Origin of the sequence: Pseudoalteromonas atlantica (assembly GCA_007988745.1) — a bacterium.
GTDB classification, from domain to species: domain Bacteria; phylum Pseudomonadota; class Gammaproteobacteria; order Enterobacterales; family Alteromonadaceae; genus Pseudoalteromonas; species Pseudoalteromonas atlantica.
This window is the reverse complement of the sequence record BJUT01000004.1, coordinates 88,833-103,596: the sequence shown is the minus strand read 5'-3', so window position 1 is coordinate 103,596 and position 14,764 is coordinate 88,833. Positions and strand designations below refer to the sequence as shown.

At 39.9% G+C, this 14,764-nt stretch carries 15 protein-coding genes; 9 read left to right on the top strand and 6 right to left on the bottom strand.

Annotated elements, in window-relative coordinates; all coding sequences use genetic code 11:
* The first annotated feature begins 61 nt into the window (after positions 1-61).
* On the top strand, positions 62-2,191 hold the full coding sequence (locus PAT01_RS03940) for a TonB-dependent receptor plug domain-containing protein (RefSeq protein ID WP_154944818.1): 2,130 nt from the start codon (positions 62-64) through the stop codon (positions 2,189-2,191).
* A 42-nt stretch (positions 2,192-2,233) separates the two neighbouring features.
* Here the strand turns inward: PAT01_RS03940 and PAT01_RS03935 are convergent, their stop codons facing one another.
* Positions 2,234-2,407 (bottom strand): DUF2986 domain-containing protein, encoded by a 174-nt coding sequence (locus tag PAT01_RS03935; RefSeq protein WP_004587415.1) that lies wholly within the window; start codon positions 2,405-2,407, stop codon positions 2,234-2,236.
* Positions 2,408-2,622: 215 nt separating this feature from the next.
* Here PAT01_RS03935 and PAT01_RS03930 point away from each other — a divergent pair, with 215 nt between their 5' ends.
* Positions 2,623-4,110 (top strand): dipeptidase, encoded by a 1,488-nt coding sequence (locus PAT01_RS03930; RefSeq protein WP_154944816.1) that lies wholly within the window; start codon positions 2,623-2,625, stop codon positions 4,108-4,110.
* A 74-nt stretch (positions 4,111-4,184) separates the two neighbouring features.
* Here PAT01_RS03930 and PAT01_RS03925 read toward each other — a convergent pair whose 3' ends face one another.
* Entirely contained in the window at positions 4,185-4,970 is a 786-nt protein-coding gene (locus tag PAT01_RS03925; protein ID WP_154944814.1) for a putative porin, read from the bottom strand.
* A 239-nt stretch (positions 4,971-5,209) separates the two neighbouring features.
* Here PAT01_RS03925 and PAT01_RS03920 point away from each other — a divergent pair, with 239 nt between their 5' ends.
* Positions 5,210-5,398: a 2TM domain-containing protein gene (locus PAT01_RS03920; protein WP_004587412.1), complete on the top strand. Its 189-nt coding sequence runs from the start codon at positions 5,210-5,212 to the stop codon at positions 5,396-5,398.
* Positions 5,399-5,456: 58 nt separating this feature from the next.
* Here the strand turns inward: PAT01_RS03920 and PAT01_RS03915 are convergent, their stop codons facing one another.
* The 3 genes from PAT01_RS03915 to PAT01_RS03905 all read right to left on the bottom strand — a co-directional run bounded on the left by PAT01_RS03915 (position 5,457) and on the right by PAT01_RS03905 (position 7,682).
* Positions 5,457-5,894: an OsmC family protein gene (locus tag PAT01_RS03915; RefSeq protein WP_029773410.1), complete on the bottom strand. Its 438-nt coding sequence runs from the start codon at positions 5,892-5,894 to the stop codon at positions 5,457-5,459.
* A 137-nt stretch (positions 5,895-6,031) separates the two neighbouring features.
* A complete protein-coding gene (locus tag PAT01_RS03910) occupies positions 6,032-6,178 on the bottom strand; it encodes a DUF2256 domain-containing protein (RefSeq protein WP_154944812.1) in 147 nt (48 codons plus the stop codon).
* A 1-nt stretch (position 6,179) separates the two neighbouring features.
* Positions 6,180-7,682, bottom strand: a complete 1,503-nt coding sequence (locus PAT01_RS03905; RefSeq protein WP_154944810.1) for a cryptochrome/deoxyribodipyrimidine photo-lyase family protein — start codon at positions 7,680-7,682, stop codon at positions 6,180-6,182.
* Between the two features lie 84 nt (positions 7,683-7,766).
* Here PAT01_RS03905 and PAT01_RS03900 point away from each other — a divergent pair, with 84 nt between their 5' ends.
* The 4 genes from PAT01_RS03900 (at position 7,767) to PAT01_RS03885 (ending at position 12,775) form a co-directional block, all read left to right on the top strand.
* Complete coding sequence (locus tag PAT01_RS03900; RefSeq protein ID WP_154944808.1) at positions 7,767-8,375, top strand: flavin reductase family protein; 609 nt, start codon at positions 7,767-7,769, stop codon at positions 8,373-8,375.
* Positions 8,376-8,446: 71 nt separating this feature from the next.
* Entirely contained in the window at positions 8,447-10,375 is a 1,929-nt protein-coding gene (locus PAT01_RS03895; protein WP_029773413.1) for a S9 family peptidase, read from the top strand.
* A 261-nt stretch (positions 10,376-10,636) separates the two neighbouring features.
* The gene (locus PAT01_RS03890; RefSeq protein WP_154944806.1) at positions 10,637-12,091 is read left to right on the top strand and encodes an ATP-binding protein; all 1,455 of its coding nucleotides are present in this window, start codon (positions 10,637-10,639) and stop codon (positions 12,089-12,091) included.
* Between the two features lie 9 nt (positions 12,092-12,100).
* Positions 12,101-12,775 (top strand): response regulator, encoded by a 675-nt coding sequence (locus PAT01_RS03885; protein ID WP_029773415.1) that lies wholly within the window; start codon positions 12,101-12,103, stop codon positions 12,773-12,775.
* An 18-nt stretch (positions 12,776-12,793) separates the two neighbouring features.
* Here the strand turns inward: PAT01_RS03885 and PAT01_RS03880 are convergent, their stop codons facing one another.
* Positions 12,794-13,648: a PA4780 family RIO1-like protein kinase gene (locus PAT01_RS03880; protein ID WP_138577538.1), complete on the bottom strand. Its 855-nt coding sequence runs from the start codon at positions 13,646-13,648 to the stop codon at positions 12,794-12,796.
* A 254-nt stretch (positions 13,649-13,902) separates the two neighbouring features.
* On the opposite strand from PAT01_RS03880, the gene PAT01_RS03875 reads away from it, so the two are divergent.
* Both PAT01_RS03875 and PAT01_RS03870 read left to right on the top strand, forming a co-directional pair.
* Positions 13,903-14,178 (top strand): EF-hand domain-containing protein, encoded by a 276-nt coding sequence (locus tag PAT01_RS03875; protein ID WP_138577536.1) that lies wholly within the window; start codon positions 13,903-13,905, stop codon positions 14,176-14,178.
* An 11-nt stretch (positions 14,179-14,189) separates the two neighbouring features.
* Positions 14,190-14,636: a hypothetical protein gene (locus PAT01_RS03870; RefSeq protein ID WP_154944804.1), complete on the top strand. Its 447-nt coding sequence runs from the start codon at positions 14,190-14,192 to the stop codon at positions 14,634-14,636.
* Positions 14,637-14,764 lie beyond the last annotated feature (128 nt).

Below are 14,764 nucleotides of genomic sequence, written 5' to 3'. Positions count from 1 at the left end.
CTCTAAACTTGTAACTACATTATATAATTTATGCCAAATATAACAGTGGCATAAATTATAAATGGCTTATATTCAACATATCCAACACACTTATTTATTCTCTCCTTTAGCACTTTTATTAACTGGCCTTTTATCTCCTGCAGTATTTGCAGATGATAACACTTTAGAAATTATTGAAGTGCATGGGCAGGTACACAACAAGCACTTATCGCTTGGTTCGTCAGAGGCAATGCTTAGCAATTTAGGTGTTGATTTTTCGGCTGCGGGCGGGGTGTCTAATTTACCTATTTTAAATGGTTTAATGGGCGATAGAGTAAAAGTACTGGTTGATGGCGCAGAGGTTACTGCAGCGTGCGCTAATCAGATGAACCCGCCTCTTTCTTATATATCAGCTAATCAAGTAACGGCTTACAATGTAGTTGCTGGTGTTTCGCCTGTAAGCGCTGGTGGCGATAACATTGCAGGTGTAATAAGCGTTAACTCAATTTCACCACAATACAGCGAAAGTAGTGAGCTTGCATGGCATTCAGGCTATGTCTCGGCTAAGTACAGCAGTGTTGATAACGGTCAAAAACTAGGTGTGGGAGCACGTTTAGCAAGCGATACTGTGAGCCTTAATTACCAAGGGTCGTATAGTGATGCCAACAGCTACAAAGATGGAAAGGGTAATGTGGTACTTGATACATTATATCGGGCTCAAAACCACAGCCTAACTGGCGCGATACGTGACGATAAACAGCAAGTTGTGATAAAGCTTACGCATCAAAAAATACCGTATCAGGGTTTTGCTAACCAGTATATGGATATGACTGATAACACCAGTTATGGCGCTATTGCCCAATATAAGCGCAGTTTTGAAAACTGCGAGCTAGAAGGGCAAGTTAATTGGCACAGCGTTAAACACGAAATGGGTTTTTTTAGTAAGGAAAAAACCGGCATGATGCCCATGAAAACAGATGCAAAAGACATAAGCACACAGCTTAAATGGCGCCTTACACTTGATCAAAATAGCTCATTACTACTTGGACAAGAATATTATAATTACCGCATTGATGATTGGTGGCCAGCGATTGAAGGCTCAACCATGATGGGGCCAAATGATTATATAAATATTAATAACGGTAAGCGTGAGCGTATTGCCTTATTTGCAGAATATGCAAGCCAAATCAATAACAAGCTCTGGGTAAATACGGGTATAAGGGTTGAGCGTGTTAATACACAGGTTGATGAAGTACAAGCCTATAACGATGGCATGATGAATACGGGCAGTATGAGCGCAATGACAACTGCCAATAATGCGCTAGCTGCCAATTACTTCAACAATGCAGATAGAGACAAAACCGACACCTTAGTTGATGTAAATGTATTAGCTAATTATCAAATTACACTTTATGACGAGCTGCAATTAGGCCTGGCCCGCAAAAACAGAGCCCCTAATTTATATGAACGTTACAGTTGGGGTGTAAGTAATATGGCAAGCACTATGATTGGCTGGTACGGCGACGCTAATGGTTATATTGGTAACCCAAACCTCAAAGCCGAAACCGCCCATATCATCAGTGCAACGTATTCAAAAACAGCAAAAAATGATGCGTGGCGTGTAAGTGCTAATGTGTGGTACACCGATGTAAACGACTACATTGATGCAGATATTGTACGTAGTTTTAATAGTTATGGATTAGCAAATACAACACGTAACATTTTAAGCTTTACTAATGTTGACGCCACACTTTATGGCGCAAAGCTTGATATAAGTAAGGCACTTTATCAATCAACACAGTTTGGCGAATGGGTATTAACAGCAAACATAACGAGCACTCGTGGTAAGCGCCGCGACACTAACCAACCGCTTTATCAAATTAAGCCGTTACATACAGCGCTCTCATTAAGCCAGCAAATAGGATTATTTGAAAATGCGCTGTCGTGGGAGTGGGTAGATACAAAATCACGCGTTGATGTTAACCGCTTAGAAAACCAAACCGTTAGTTACAGCCTAGTTAATATAAGCTCTAAAGCTTCTTTTGATGCGCTTACGCTGGGTATTGAGGTGGTAAACTTATTTGATACGTTTTACCAATTACCCCTAGGCGGGGTAAGTATTGCAGCGCTTAAGCAAGGTAACAGCACGGGGTTTACTCAATTAGCTGGGCAAGGGCGCTCATTTAATATAAGTGCCAGTTACGCATTTTAAACCCATATAAAGCGTTGAGAATAGGTTGCTTGGCGCTTTAGTTTAATCTGATGTTGGCGTAACTTGCTCGGCGTTGGTTGTTTGCTGCGCCTCTAAAGCTAGTTTTTCACGCTCTGCTTTTGATACATACGCCGGTTTATTACTTTTATGCAATTTAGCATTAGCACGTTTATCTTTTTTCTGAAATTTGGTGACAATTTTTTTGCGGCGGTTCATTAGTACTAATACTCTGATTAATTAAGGTCGCGCATTATACAACCAATGCAATGTAAGCCGCTATCTAAATTTAAAGCGCGATTGTTGTAACCCTGCCGCAAAGGTCTATTTAATACTATTGCTTGGCGGTATAATTTAGCTTTAATACCCATTTAATTATTTAAGCGATTTATTATTGCGCATTGGTAGTAATGATTCATACAAAAGGATACGTTTTGAAAAAGTTAGCTTTGCTTTGTAGTGCTTTATTTGCTTTTAGCGCACATGCACAATTACATACAAATATTGATAGTGTTGCCGATTACGCTGTGGATACTTATCAACAATCACAAATTCACACGTTAACTAATTTAGTGGCTTTCCCTACGGTAAATAAAGAGTCGATACCCGCACCACAAAATCCTGACTTTATTAATTTTAAATCTGTATTAAAAATGAAAGCGGCAGAGCTTGGGTTTGATTACCAAGACTTAGGCTACACCGTGCTTATAGGCATGGGAGATCAAAACGAAAAAATTACGGTTGTAACCCACGGAGACGTACAACCGGCCAATGCTAGTAAGTGGAAGCAAAGCCCATTTATTATTGATACCTCAAAGCCTGGCAAATTAGTCGGGCGAGGCACAGAAGACGACAAAGGCGCAATAGCCACCGCACTATACGCCATGAAAGCGATTAAAGATAAAGGCATAGAGCTTAATAACCGCATAGAGCTGATGATTTACCTAGCTGAGGAATCTGACTGGGGCCCGCTTACTGAATTTATGAAAACCTACGAGCAGCCAAAATACGCCGTAACCATTGATGCATCATACCCAGTTGTAGTAGCCGAGAAAGGCTGGAGCTTAATTGCTCCTACTTTTAATGCTACCTCAAAACAAACCGGTATGTATGTGAGTGATTTAGCGGGCGGCGCGTTTAAAAGCCAAATACCAGAAGATGCAAGCTTAGTGCTGCATAACGCAAGCGCTGCAGTTATTAACTCATTAAAAGCTAAAGCTAAAACACTTAGTGACGTTGAGTTTAACTTTGAAGAGCTAGCTGAAGGCTTAAAAATAACTGTAAAAGGGGTGTCTGCGCACTCATCAGAGCCAGAGTCGGGCGTTAATGCTATTGCTCACCTGAGCGAGCTATTTAAAGACGTAGCACTTGAAAATAATAGCGATGGCCAGCTTATAAAATTTGTAAATCAATTAATTGGTTTAGATATTCATGGTAAGCAATTTGGTAATATTGCCTACGAGCATGAATTCATGGGCCCAATGAGCGTAGCCCCTACCGTAATTGAACGCGATGGTAACGCACTAACGTTAGCCATTAACGCGCGCCGCCCAGTTGGTAAAGATGAAAACCTACTTAAAGCGCAAATAAACAGTGCGATTAAGGAATGGGAAACTGCAAATAACGTAACGCTTACTAAAGTCGAGACCATTATTGGTACACCCATGCTGTTAGATAGCGCGCCGCACGCACAAAAACTGCTCGATATTTTTAAACATTTTACAGGTGACGAAAAAGCTGACTTTGTATCAATAGGTGGCGGCACTAACGCAAAGCTATTTGATAATGCAGTATCGTTTGGCCCTTCAATGCCAGGCAAACGTTATACCGGCCACTCAGAGCATGAATTTATTACGCTTGAGCAATTAGCGCTTAATTTACGTATGTATACCGCAATGATGATAGAGCTAGGTAATATGTAAGCTATAGCTGTTTTAATATAAAAGCCGCCTTGTTTAACTGAAGTGACTCCAGCAAGGCGGCTTTTTTGTATTTACTAAAACTGAGCTACAAAACTGAGATTGTATATATCGTAGTCACCGTTATCGGTGTAATTAGCTGTAAAATAGTAGTTATCGTTAATAAAGTATTTACCTTCAACAACTAAATCTGAGTCATATAAACCAACGCCTACTGCAACATGCTTATTAAAGTAATAATTTGCCAACACATTAAAAATTGAATCATCGCCAGCATCGAGATAGTCAGCATTTATAGTAAAGTAGCGTTCATCGTAAAGGTGAGCAAAGTAACGTGATGATAAGTCCCACGACTCTATTTCATCATCCGTCTCAACAGTAAAACCAATGTAGTCGGTGTCATTAATTTGGTGATTATATTGAGCTTTAAACAAATAAACTGTGTCACCATATTCGTAATCTACCATGCGTGCAGATACTTTTAACGAATCAGCAAATAAGTAACCTATGCCAAGTGAATAGGTATCAGTATCACCAATATTAGGCAGCTCTATGGTTGCAAAAGCATTACCGTAAAAGCCTTCTCCAAAGATCCCTTTTCTACTAAAACCATCTGAATTAAAGTAATTTAAGCCTATATTACTATCTGTATCTAGGTAGCCATAATCATCCCACACTCCCGAGCTTTGTTGCTCTTCAAAGTAATAACGCGTAGATAATCCGTACACATTATCGCTGTAATAGCGTGAATTAATTTTTGCGTAGTTAATTGTATTAAACCATTGCTTTGATGCTGATTGTTCGGCGTTTACTGACGGTGCACAGCTAAGTGCAAGCAAAGAGAGTGGTATTAAGTAGCGCATAAGTATCCTTTCTTATTAATTAAATAGGTGTATCTAGAAAAGGTATTATATTAAATACTCTTTAAAATACATTTAAATAATTGTAAGTAACTGTATGTTTGTATAAGTATTTGTAGAGATGCGCTTGAAGGGGCTGCTATAAATTTATGACTAATGTCATATTAACTGATGACAAATAGCACCTTTCAGGCTTAAAAATTAAGGCAATAATAACCTTACATTTTAAGAGGAGAGCAAACATGAATACACCAGCATTTTTTGATAATTTAAAACGTTACTTTGTGGCTTTGGTATTTTTGACCGCGATAAACTTAATTACATCGCCAAATTATTTATGGGTAGTGTGGCCTGCTTTAGGGATGGGTATAGCATTGCTAAATGAGTTGTTAAACTCAAATAACTCAAAAAGGGTTAGGGATGAGTGTTAAGCCAAGTAACAGGTTACCTGGCTTAACGCGTAAAACCGTAAGGTTTAAAAATTACGTTTTATGCGGTTGAGTCGAGCGTTGCGTTTAGGGAGATTTCGGTATTAAGTAGCTTTGAAATAGGGCAGCTTTTTTTAGTTTGCTCACACAATGCCTGAAATTGCTCGTTAGCAATATCTTTAATACGTGCGTTTACTTCAAGCGCTATATGGGTGACTGCAAAGCCGTCATCAACCTCATCAAGGCTTACGGTGGCTTTAGTATCAATTTTATCGGCTTTAAAACCGGCATCGCCAAGTGCAAGCGAAAGCGCCATACTAAAGCAGGCACTGTGCGCAGCTCCCACTAATTCTTCTGGGTTAGAACCAGGCTCGTCTTCAAAGCGAGTATTAAAACCAAATGGTTGTTTATCAAGTGCGCCGCTTTGTGTAGAAATACTGCCTTTACCTGTTTTAATATCGCCTGACCAGGTTGAGTTTGCCGTTTTTTTAATCGTCATCATCTTCTCCTTGCGTTGCATGTAAGCTTTTCAAGCTGAGTAAGTGCTATTTACATAAAACACCTAAATACAGCCTTAAAAGCCGAGTTATTCATACCATTGCAAAATAGACGCCAGCTCACGTAAAGCATAAAGGATTAATACCTTTTACTTTTTATTACGTTTAAACGCTCTGAGCAGTAAATAACGTTATCCCAATCGCGCTGCCACTTTTTACGCCACGCAAAAGGCTTATTGCAAACAGGGCACATTTTTTGTGGTAAGTGACTTTTTTTATGTGCCATATTAATTACTTTTTGCGGTGTTTTTTTGTGTGCGAGTAAGCCCTACATGCTTTTTTAATATGTTAGGAATTGCACGTTTAACATCGGCGCGCTCGCGGTATTGCCATAAACGTTCGCGCGCTTGTTTGGAGGCTTGAGTTAAATCAAGCATTGGCTCTGGGTAGTCTTCACCAAGTTTAAAGTCGTTAAACAGCGCTTCCATTGGTGTTTGTTGCCAAGGCTCGTGTAAATATTCTATCGGCAGCTTTTCAAGTTCGGGGCACCATTTTTTAATAAAGGCGCCGGTTGGGTCTTGATCTTCAGACTGTTTAATCGGGTTGTAATGCCTAATGGTATTAATACCCGTAACTGAGGCCTGCATTTGTATTTGTGGGTAATGAATGCCAGGTTCAAAGTCTAAAAAGTAATTTGCCAAAGGTAAGCTTGCCTGCTGCCAGCTTATATTTAAATGATGCGTTACAAAGCTAACCAACATAGCGCGCATTCTAAAATTAATATAGCCCGTGGTTTTTAAACAGCGCATACAGGCATCAATAATGGGTATACCCGTTTGGCCTTGTGCCCAGCGTTCAATATCGTGTTGTACGTTGTCATCGTTTCTATATGGGAACTGATGATACCCCGCATTGAGCGCTTTAAATTCCATCGTACTCTCACTTTCAAATTTTTGCATAAAATGGCAGTGCCAATGCAAACGCGATACAAATGCAGCAAGCGGGCGCTTCCAGCCTTTTTTGCTCGGGTGTTTTGCATGGTATGCATCAATAGCCGTTTGATAAACCTGTTTAAGGCTAATATTACCCCAAGCTAAGTAAGGCGAAAGCCTAGAGCAATGAATACGGCTTAAGCTGGGGCTAGATATGCCTTTTTGATATCCCTTACCGCGCTCAGCAAAAAAGCTTTGCAATATTGTGTGCGCAGTTAAAGGCCCACCTACTTGAAAGTTGTCATCATTTTGCGTGTAGCTGTCGGGTAATTTAGGTGTTTGGTAGTTATTAAGTGTAATGGTTTTTATGTTTTTCCAATTAGGAATAGCAATAGGGGCCTGCATTGTTTGTTGCCAGCGTGCGTTCCAATCTTTACGGTTTTTTTTGCCGCGAATAACGGCGCCCGTTTGTGACTCAAGCCAGTTAACTTTGTTAGCTTTACACCATATAGCAACGGCTTTATCGCGCTCAAAAGTATTGTTTAAGCCAATTTCTTGATGGCTAAATATGTTTGCTATTTGGTATGTTTGATTAAGCGTGTTTAACAGTGTCAGCATGTTTTGGTTAAAAATATACAGTGTTGCTTTATAGCGAGTTAGCTGCTGATTTATTTCGCCTATTGATTGATAAACAAAACGCCAATGGCGCGCATTATAATGTGCATCCTCAAGCATTAGTGGCTCAAAGTTGTATAGCAGTAACGTGGGTAAATCATCACTAAATGCATTTTTAAGTGGTTGATGGTCGCTAAGGCGTAAATCGCGTTTAAACCACACTATGTTTATTTTTTTGCGCATATTTAAAAAAGTGGCTGCAGTTATGAAATACTGTACGCAATAAAGCGCTGTTACGATTTGCAGTACGACGTATAAAGGAAAATTATGTTTTTAGATTTAACGCAAAGCACGCAGCACAATGTTTACTCGTATTTAGTGGGGGGTATTAGCCCACGGCCTATTGCTTGGGTAAGCACACTTAGTAAGGAGGGGATTGCTAATATTGCCCCTTACTCTTTTTTTACAGTGGCCAGTTGTAACCCGCCAGTGCTGAGCGTGACCCAAGTAAACCCACGCGACAAAGCCAATAAAGACACGCTTTTAAACCTTCAAGCCACTAACAACTGCGTGGTTAATATTGTTAGTGAAGAGCTAGTAGAGAAAATGAATCAAAGCTGCGCTAATTATCCACATAATGTGAGTGAATTTGAGGCGGCAAATATTGAAACAATCGCCAGTACACACGTAACATCCCCAGGCGCCGCAGCGGCTAAAGTAAGATACGAGTGCACCTTAAGAGATGTTATTCAGATAAGCGACGAACCAGGTGGCGGCAAGGTTATGCTACTCAACGTGGTGGGAATTTATATTGACGATAACGTGTTAGTGAATGGCTATATAGATCCCACGCGATTAAACAGCGTAGGTAAAATGGGTGGAGACTACTTTAGCTCTACTAAAGATAAATTTGTACTAAAGCGGCCACAATTGTAAAATAACAGATTAACTTTATACACTTACTGTTAACTCATTAAGCGTTACTTATAAAAACAAATGGATATTGAATGTCTAAACTTTACCTCACTTTAGTATTTGCCCTACTTAGTTTTAGCTGCCTATCAGCCTCTGATAAAAAGCTACCCATAGAAGCGTTTGCAGGCTTAAAAAGCATAAGCCAAGTTAAGCTCTCACCAGATGGAAATAACATTGCGTATGTTAGAAACCTTGATGGCGATTTAGTTTTAATGGTGCAAAGCCTTACAACAGGCAAGGGCAAGCCGATTATTAAATCGGATAACCACACTGTATTTTTTGACTGGTTTAGTTGGGCAAATAATGATGTGTTGTTATTGGGCGCACGATACATTAAATATCAATTTGGTGGGGTTAAGTATGCGTCTACATTAATGTATTCGTATAACCTAAGTGATGATAAAGGAATAAAGCTGGCGTTTAGAGCAAACAACACGCGTGATGAAAAGCAGCCTCAGTTTTCTGACCGAATTATTAGCTTTTTACCGGAGCAAGAAAATAAAATACTCGTGCAGGGCGATTTTAAAATAGCCAATACCCCTGCGGTGTATGAACTTGACCTAACTACCTTACGCAAAAAACAAATACAACGTGCTCGTGCAGATGTAACCAGTTGGTTTGCTGATAGACAAGGCAAGGTTCGTATTGCTAAAAAAATGGATGAAACACAATTTACTTACGAGCTGTACAACGAGCAAAATGAGTCGTGGCAAACACTATTTAGCTACGAAGTATTTAGTGAGCAAAGCATTTCGATACTTGGCTTTGATAAAGACCCTAACTTTTTATACATCACTGCGCTACATGAAGGGCGTGATGCATTATTTAAGCTTAATCTATCAACTAACAAACGTGAGCTCATTTTTAGCGACGACAAGTATGATGTAGATGGCGATATTTTTTACTCCCGTAAAACTGGCGAAGTTGCAGGCTTTACGCATTCGCATTTAGAAGATGGTATTGCGTATTGGGATGAAGACTTAGACAAGCTACATCGCTCTTTACGAGCATCACTACCTAAAGATTCATTTGAAATGGATATTGTTAGCACCAGCGACGATCAGCAAAAATATGTACTTTATGTCAGCTCAGATAAAACATCAGGCGCCTACATGTTAGGTGACAGAAAGCGAGGTGACTTAACATTTTTTGCAGATGTTTACCCACACATTAACGAAAGCGTATACGCCGGTAAAGAGCACATTAGCTATAAAGCACGTGACGGGCTTATTATAGAAGGCTACTTAACGCTGCCTGTTGGCTATGAGAAAGGCGATAAGTTACCCACTATTATATTTCCACATGGTGGGCCTATGGCGCGAGACTATGCAGGCTTTGACTATTGGACTGCGCTACTGGCATATAATGGTTACGCCGTGTTACAGCCTAACTTTCGTGGCTCAAGCGGTTATGGTTATGACTTTTTAATGCAGTCGATCCAAGGTTTTGGTTTAGCCATGCAAGATGACTTACAAGATGGAGCTAACTGGTTAATAGACCAAGGGATTGCTCAGCCAGATAAAATTTGTATTGGTGGCGCAAGCTACGGTGGATATGCCGCCTTAATGGCTGTTATTAAACACCCTGAAACATTTAAATGTGCGGCAAGTTTTGCAGGGGTAACTGACCTTGAGCATATTGTGAGTAAAGCCCGACACTTTACAAACAAAGACATTGTACGAAAACAGTTTGGAACAAATAGCGATAAGTTAGAGGCCAATTCGCCGGTTAATTTTGCTAAATCAATCAACAAACCTGTTTTACTTGTGCATGGTAGCGATGACAGTGTTGTCCCTATTTACCATAGTAGAGAAATGGAAGATGAACTAGATGACGAAGATAAAGATGTTACTTACATTGAGCTAGAAGATGGCGATCATTACTTGTCCTATCAGCCGCATAGAATTAAAACGTTACAAGCGTTCTTAGACTTTTTTGATAAGCATTTAAAAAACGATTAATAACAAAGGCGACTTAGGTCGCCTTTTTTGAGTTTAATTTTTTATATAATGCACATTGTTTGCACTTTTACTTGTTAACGTTATACGTTGTTATTAAAGGCGCTATTTATAAGTCGCTATAATAGAACACGCAATTAATACAATTGTTATTACAGGCTATTCTTTAAAGTGCTTAGAGCTTTTAAAAATATGTTTTAGCAGTAAAAAATACGCAATAAATAACAGCTCAAATGCTTTTAGAGTCAGGTTTATAAAAAATAAATGAAAATTCATAACAAACTTTTTTTAATATTATTTAGCTTCACCTTTAGCATTATTGCGGGGCTTGTTGTGCTTATTCAGTACAGTATTGGCCAAGGTATTATTGATTTTGTAAACGCCAAAGAAGTAAAAGCATTAGAGCCATTAGCAGTACAGCTGGCTAATAAATACGCGCAAACTCCCTCGTGGGATAAAATTATAGGTAACGATCAGCGCTTTTTAAGGTTGGTTGAATCGCAATTGCAATCAAGCCAGTTTTTACCTACTTTACGCGATATGCCACAGCGCCCAGAAATTCGCGGCGAACGCAGACCCAGACCCCCACAGCATATGGCGCAACGAGATCGTCGCCCACCGCCCGAGCATGCCGCGCACTATGCACTACTGGATGAAAACCAGCAGCGTATTTTTGGTAAATTATTTGAGGATTTAAAGTACATTAAAACGCCCATAGAGCTTGAAGGTAAAACAATTGCTTACCTTGCTGTTTCAAAAAGAAAAAGCCTAGCAGATGGGTACGAGCTGGATTTTTTAAAGCAACAAACTAACTATTTATGGCTTATTGCGTTAACCGCAGGGCTACTTACCTTACTGTTGTCTTTTTTACTGGCAAGGCATTTAGTTGGCCCTGTAAAGCAAATTGCCAGTGGTATGCATAAGCTAACCAAAGGACAGTACAGCACCAAACTTTTATTAGATAGAAAAGACGAGCTGGGCCAGCTTAGTGAAGATTTTAATACCTTGGCCTTTACGCTCGCTAAAGATGAGCAAGTACGTAAACGCTGGTTAGCTAATATTTCTCATGAACTAAGAACGCCAATGAGCATTTTACTCGGTGAGCTCGAAGCTATGCTGCTTGGGATACGTGAACCAAATAATAAAAATATTAGTTCTGCTAACGATGAAGCGCTGCATTTAAAGCGCTTGATTGACGACCTGCACATGTTAAACAGCGCAGAGCTAGGCGGCATGCATTACACCATGCAACCTACCGACGTAGGCTTTTTACTTAACTCCATAGAGCAAAAGTATCACGTTATTTTTGAGCAGCACGCTATTAATTTTTACCTTCTTAATAGTGCTAACAACACCACAGTAAACGCAGATAAAACACGTATACTGCAATTGCTAGATAATATATTAATGAATGCGGTGCATTACGCCCAGTGCTCAACTATTTCTTTAAGTGCCAATAACGTAAATATTAAAGGCCAAGCCTATTTAGAGCTTATAATAGAGGATAACGGGATAGGCGTTGAGCAAACGCATTTATCGCACTTGTTTGAATATTTATACCGTGTAGACAGCTCTCGCAATCGCCAAGAGGGAGGCTCTGGTTTAGGCTTGTCTATTTGTCAGCATATAGTTAAAGGTCATAATGGCGAAATATCAGCCGAAAAAGCCAGTATTGGCGGGCTTGGCATTGTTATTAAATTACCCTTATTAGTTCAGTAGAGGATAAATATGAGTGAGCAAATACTCATTGTTGAAGATGAAATAAAACTTGCCAATTTAATGAGCGACTTTTTAACAAGTCATCATTATCAAACGCACCTTATTCATCATGGTGATGAAGTACTTAGCTGGCTTGAAAGTAATAAGCCAAGTGTTATTTTATTAGATATTATGTTGCCAGGGCAAAGCGGTATAGAGCTGTGCAAAGCGATAAGAAAGTTTTCTAATGTGCCCATTATTATGGTTTCGGCAAAGGTGGAGGAGATTGACCGGTTACTCGGACTTGAACTGGGCGCCGATGACTATATTTGTAAACCGTTTAGTTATGCTGAGCTGGTGGCGCGAGTAAAAGCAATTTTAAGGCGTGTTAATACCACAAAAGAGCCGGTAAATAATGCCATGACACTGGATGAAAGTACTTACAGTGTAAATTATAAAAATAGCAGTATAGAACTTACTAATTTTGAATTTCAGTTATTTAAGCCTTTGTATTCAAACCCTAACAGAATTTATTCACGCGATAGCTTAATGGACACCATGTACGCAGACCAACGTATAGTTAGCCACCGCACTATAGACAGCCACATAAAAAAATTACGTAAAAAGCTTGATGAAGTAACGCAAACCGACAGCGTTATTCAGTCTGTTTACGGTGTGGGCTATCGGTTTGTTCACCCTCAATAGCTAAACGTGAGCGCAGTTTTACTCATCGTCAGCGTTTTTAATACGCTCTAAACGGTCGAACTCTTCGTATTCGGCCGCTTGTATTTCATCGAGTACCGCATCTACGTCTGCAGATTCGTTACTGTCTTCAAGTTCTCCGCTTAGCACAGTGTTTGGCGTTAAGCTGGCCTCTTCAAACAGTGCCCACATTTCTTTAGCGTAATGAGTGTTTAATAGGCTAGGTGCAAACTGCGCATAATAACGGCGTATATTGTTTACATCGCGCGTAAACATTGCTTGCGCACTGTTATTGGCTGCGGCGTTTACAGCTTGCGGAAGGTCAATAATTACAGGCCCTTTACTATCAACAAGTACGTTAAATTCTGATAAGTCACCGTGGATAATACCAGCGCACAGCATTAATTTAATATAATGAACCATCATACTGTACTGCTCAATAGCGTCTTGCTGTGTAAGGGTCACATGCCCTAACTGTGGAGCAACATCTCCGTCTTCATCGCACACAAGCTCCATTAACAACACGCCATCAATACAGTAATAAGTATCAGGAACTCTGACGCCAGCGCGTGATAAACGTGAAAGCGCGTCTACTTCTGCATTTTGCCAAATTTCCTCTTCTAGTTGTCGCCCATAACTAGAGCGTTTACCCATGGCGCGGGCTTGGCGTCCGCCTCTTACTTTTCGGCCTTCTTGATACTGAGCTGCCTTTTTAAAGCTGCGTTTAACGGCATCTTTGTAGACTTTAGCACAGCGAATTTCGCCACCGCTGCGCACCACAAATACATCCGCTTCTTTACCGCTCATTAAGCGACTTATCACTTCATCAATTAGGCCATCATCAACGAGTGGCTGGAGGCGTTTAGGTATTTTCACTGCGATACAACTAGAAAAATTGGAAGATTAAACATGTATGTTAATAAGTCCTTAGTATGTTAGCTCTCAAAACAGGTGTTGAAAGTGGTTTTAAGTAATTAGTTATCACAATAACCGAAATACCGAATAAGGTAAAAATAACATGATAAAAATCGGATTTATTTTTATTTCCTTATTGTTTGCACAATGTTTGCGTTTTTTAAGCGTACTTTATATTCATACCCTTTATTAATATTTAACCCAAGGTGACCACGATGAAGCATTTTTCTACTTTTGCCGTTGCTGCATTATTATCAATGGCTTTTTCAGCCAATGTTGCAGCCAGAGGCGGTGATAACCCACCACCTAAACCTGACTTTTCAAGCATAGATGCAGATGGTGACGGTGTGGTTAGCCTTGCAGAATTTAGCGAAAGTGCGCCACCGCAAGGCGATGCGCAAACTATTTTTGACGAAATAGATGCCGATGGGAATGGCGAAATTAGCGAACAAGAATTAAGTGAACACAAGCCACCACGCCGCGCACGTTAAGGGAGAAAAAGATGATCAACAGTATTGGTAGCTCAGCGAGTTTTATGACTCAACAATCTAGCCAAGTAAGCGCTTTAACTTCAGAGCAAACTGAGTTTGTTAAAGAAACACTTGCAGAATTTGATGCACAAAACCTCAGCACGGAAGATGCGCAAAGTATTCAAGCCGCATTTGAAGAGCAGGGGATCTCGCCTACAAAAGAGTTGGCTGATTTAATGAGCGAACTTGATTTTGACGCTAAAAGTATTGGCGATGCAGGACGCCCTGAAGGACAGCGCCCGCCACCGCAAAACTCGCTAGAATCTGTTGATACTGACGAAGTGGTTAGCTACTTAGATGAGTTATTAACTGAGTATTCAAGCCAGCTATCTGATGAAGATAAAGAATCAATTCTTTCATCGGTACAAGAAAAATTTGGCTTAAGTGAAGGTGATTCACTGCTAAATGTAACTGCTTAGGTGTTATAACTTGAGGTAAAGCTGACTGTTTATCCTTAGGTCTTAAGTCCAAAGCCCGGCAATTATTTTGTTGGGCTTTTTTATTATACCAATTCGCTTGATTGGTCACGTATTATTGCGCATTGGTA

Coding starts and splice junctions, on each gene's coding strand:
- PAT01_RS03890 (WP_154944806.1), top strand. CDS start 10,637: ATGAAAATTCATAACAAACTTTTTTTAATATTATTTAGCTTCACCTTT.
- PAT01_RS03900 (WP_154944808.1), top strand. CDS start 7,767: ATGTTTTTAGATTTAACGCAAAGCACGCAGCACAATGTTTACTCGTAT.
- PAT01_RS03895 (WP_029773413.1), top strand. CDS start 8,447: ATGTCTAAACTTTACCTCACTTTAGTATTTGCCCTACTTAGTTTTAGC.
- PAT01_RS03905 (WP_154944810.1), bottom strand. CDS start 7,682: ATGCGCAAAAAAATAAACATAGTGTGGTTTAAACGCGATTTACGCCTT.
- PAT01_RS03885 (WP_029773415.1), top strand. CDS start 12,101: ATGAGTGAGCAAATACTCATTGTTGAAGATGAAATAAAACTTGCCAAT.
- PAT01_RS03920 (WP_004587412.1), top strand. CDS start 5,210: ATGAATACACCAGCATTTTTTGATAATTTAAAACGTTACTTTGTGGCT.
- PAT01_RS03915 (WP_029773410.1), bottom strand. CDS start 5,894: ATGACGATTAAAAAAACGGCAAACTCAACCTGGTCAGGCGATATTAAA.
- PAT01_RS03910 (WP_154944812.1), bottom strand. CDS start 6,178: ATGGCACATAAAAAAAGTCACTTACCACAAAAAATGTGCCCTGTTTGC.
- PAT01_RS03940 (WP_154944818.1), top strand. CDS start 62: ATGGCTTATATTCAACATATCCAACACACTTATTTATTCTCTCCTTTA.
- PAT01_RS03875 (WP_138577536.1), top strand. CDS start 13,903: ATGAAGCATTTTTCTACTTTTGCCGTTGCTGCATTATTATCAATGGCT.
- PAT01_RS03925 (WP_154944814.1), bottom strand. CDS start 4,970: ATGCGCTACTTAATACCACTCTCTTTGCTTGCACTTAGCTGTGCACCG.
- PAT01_RS03870 (WP_154944804.1), top strand. CDS start 14,190: ATGATCAACAGTATTGGTAGCTCAGCGAGTTTTATGACTCAACAATCT.
- PAT01_RS03935 (WP_004587415.1), bottom strand. CDS start 2,407: ATGAACCGCCGCAAAAAAATTGTCACCAAATTTCAGAAAAAAGATAAA.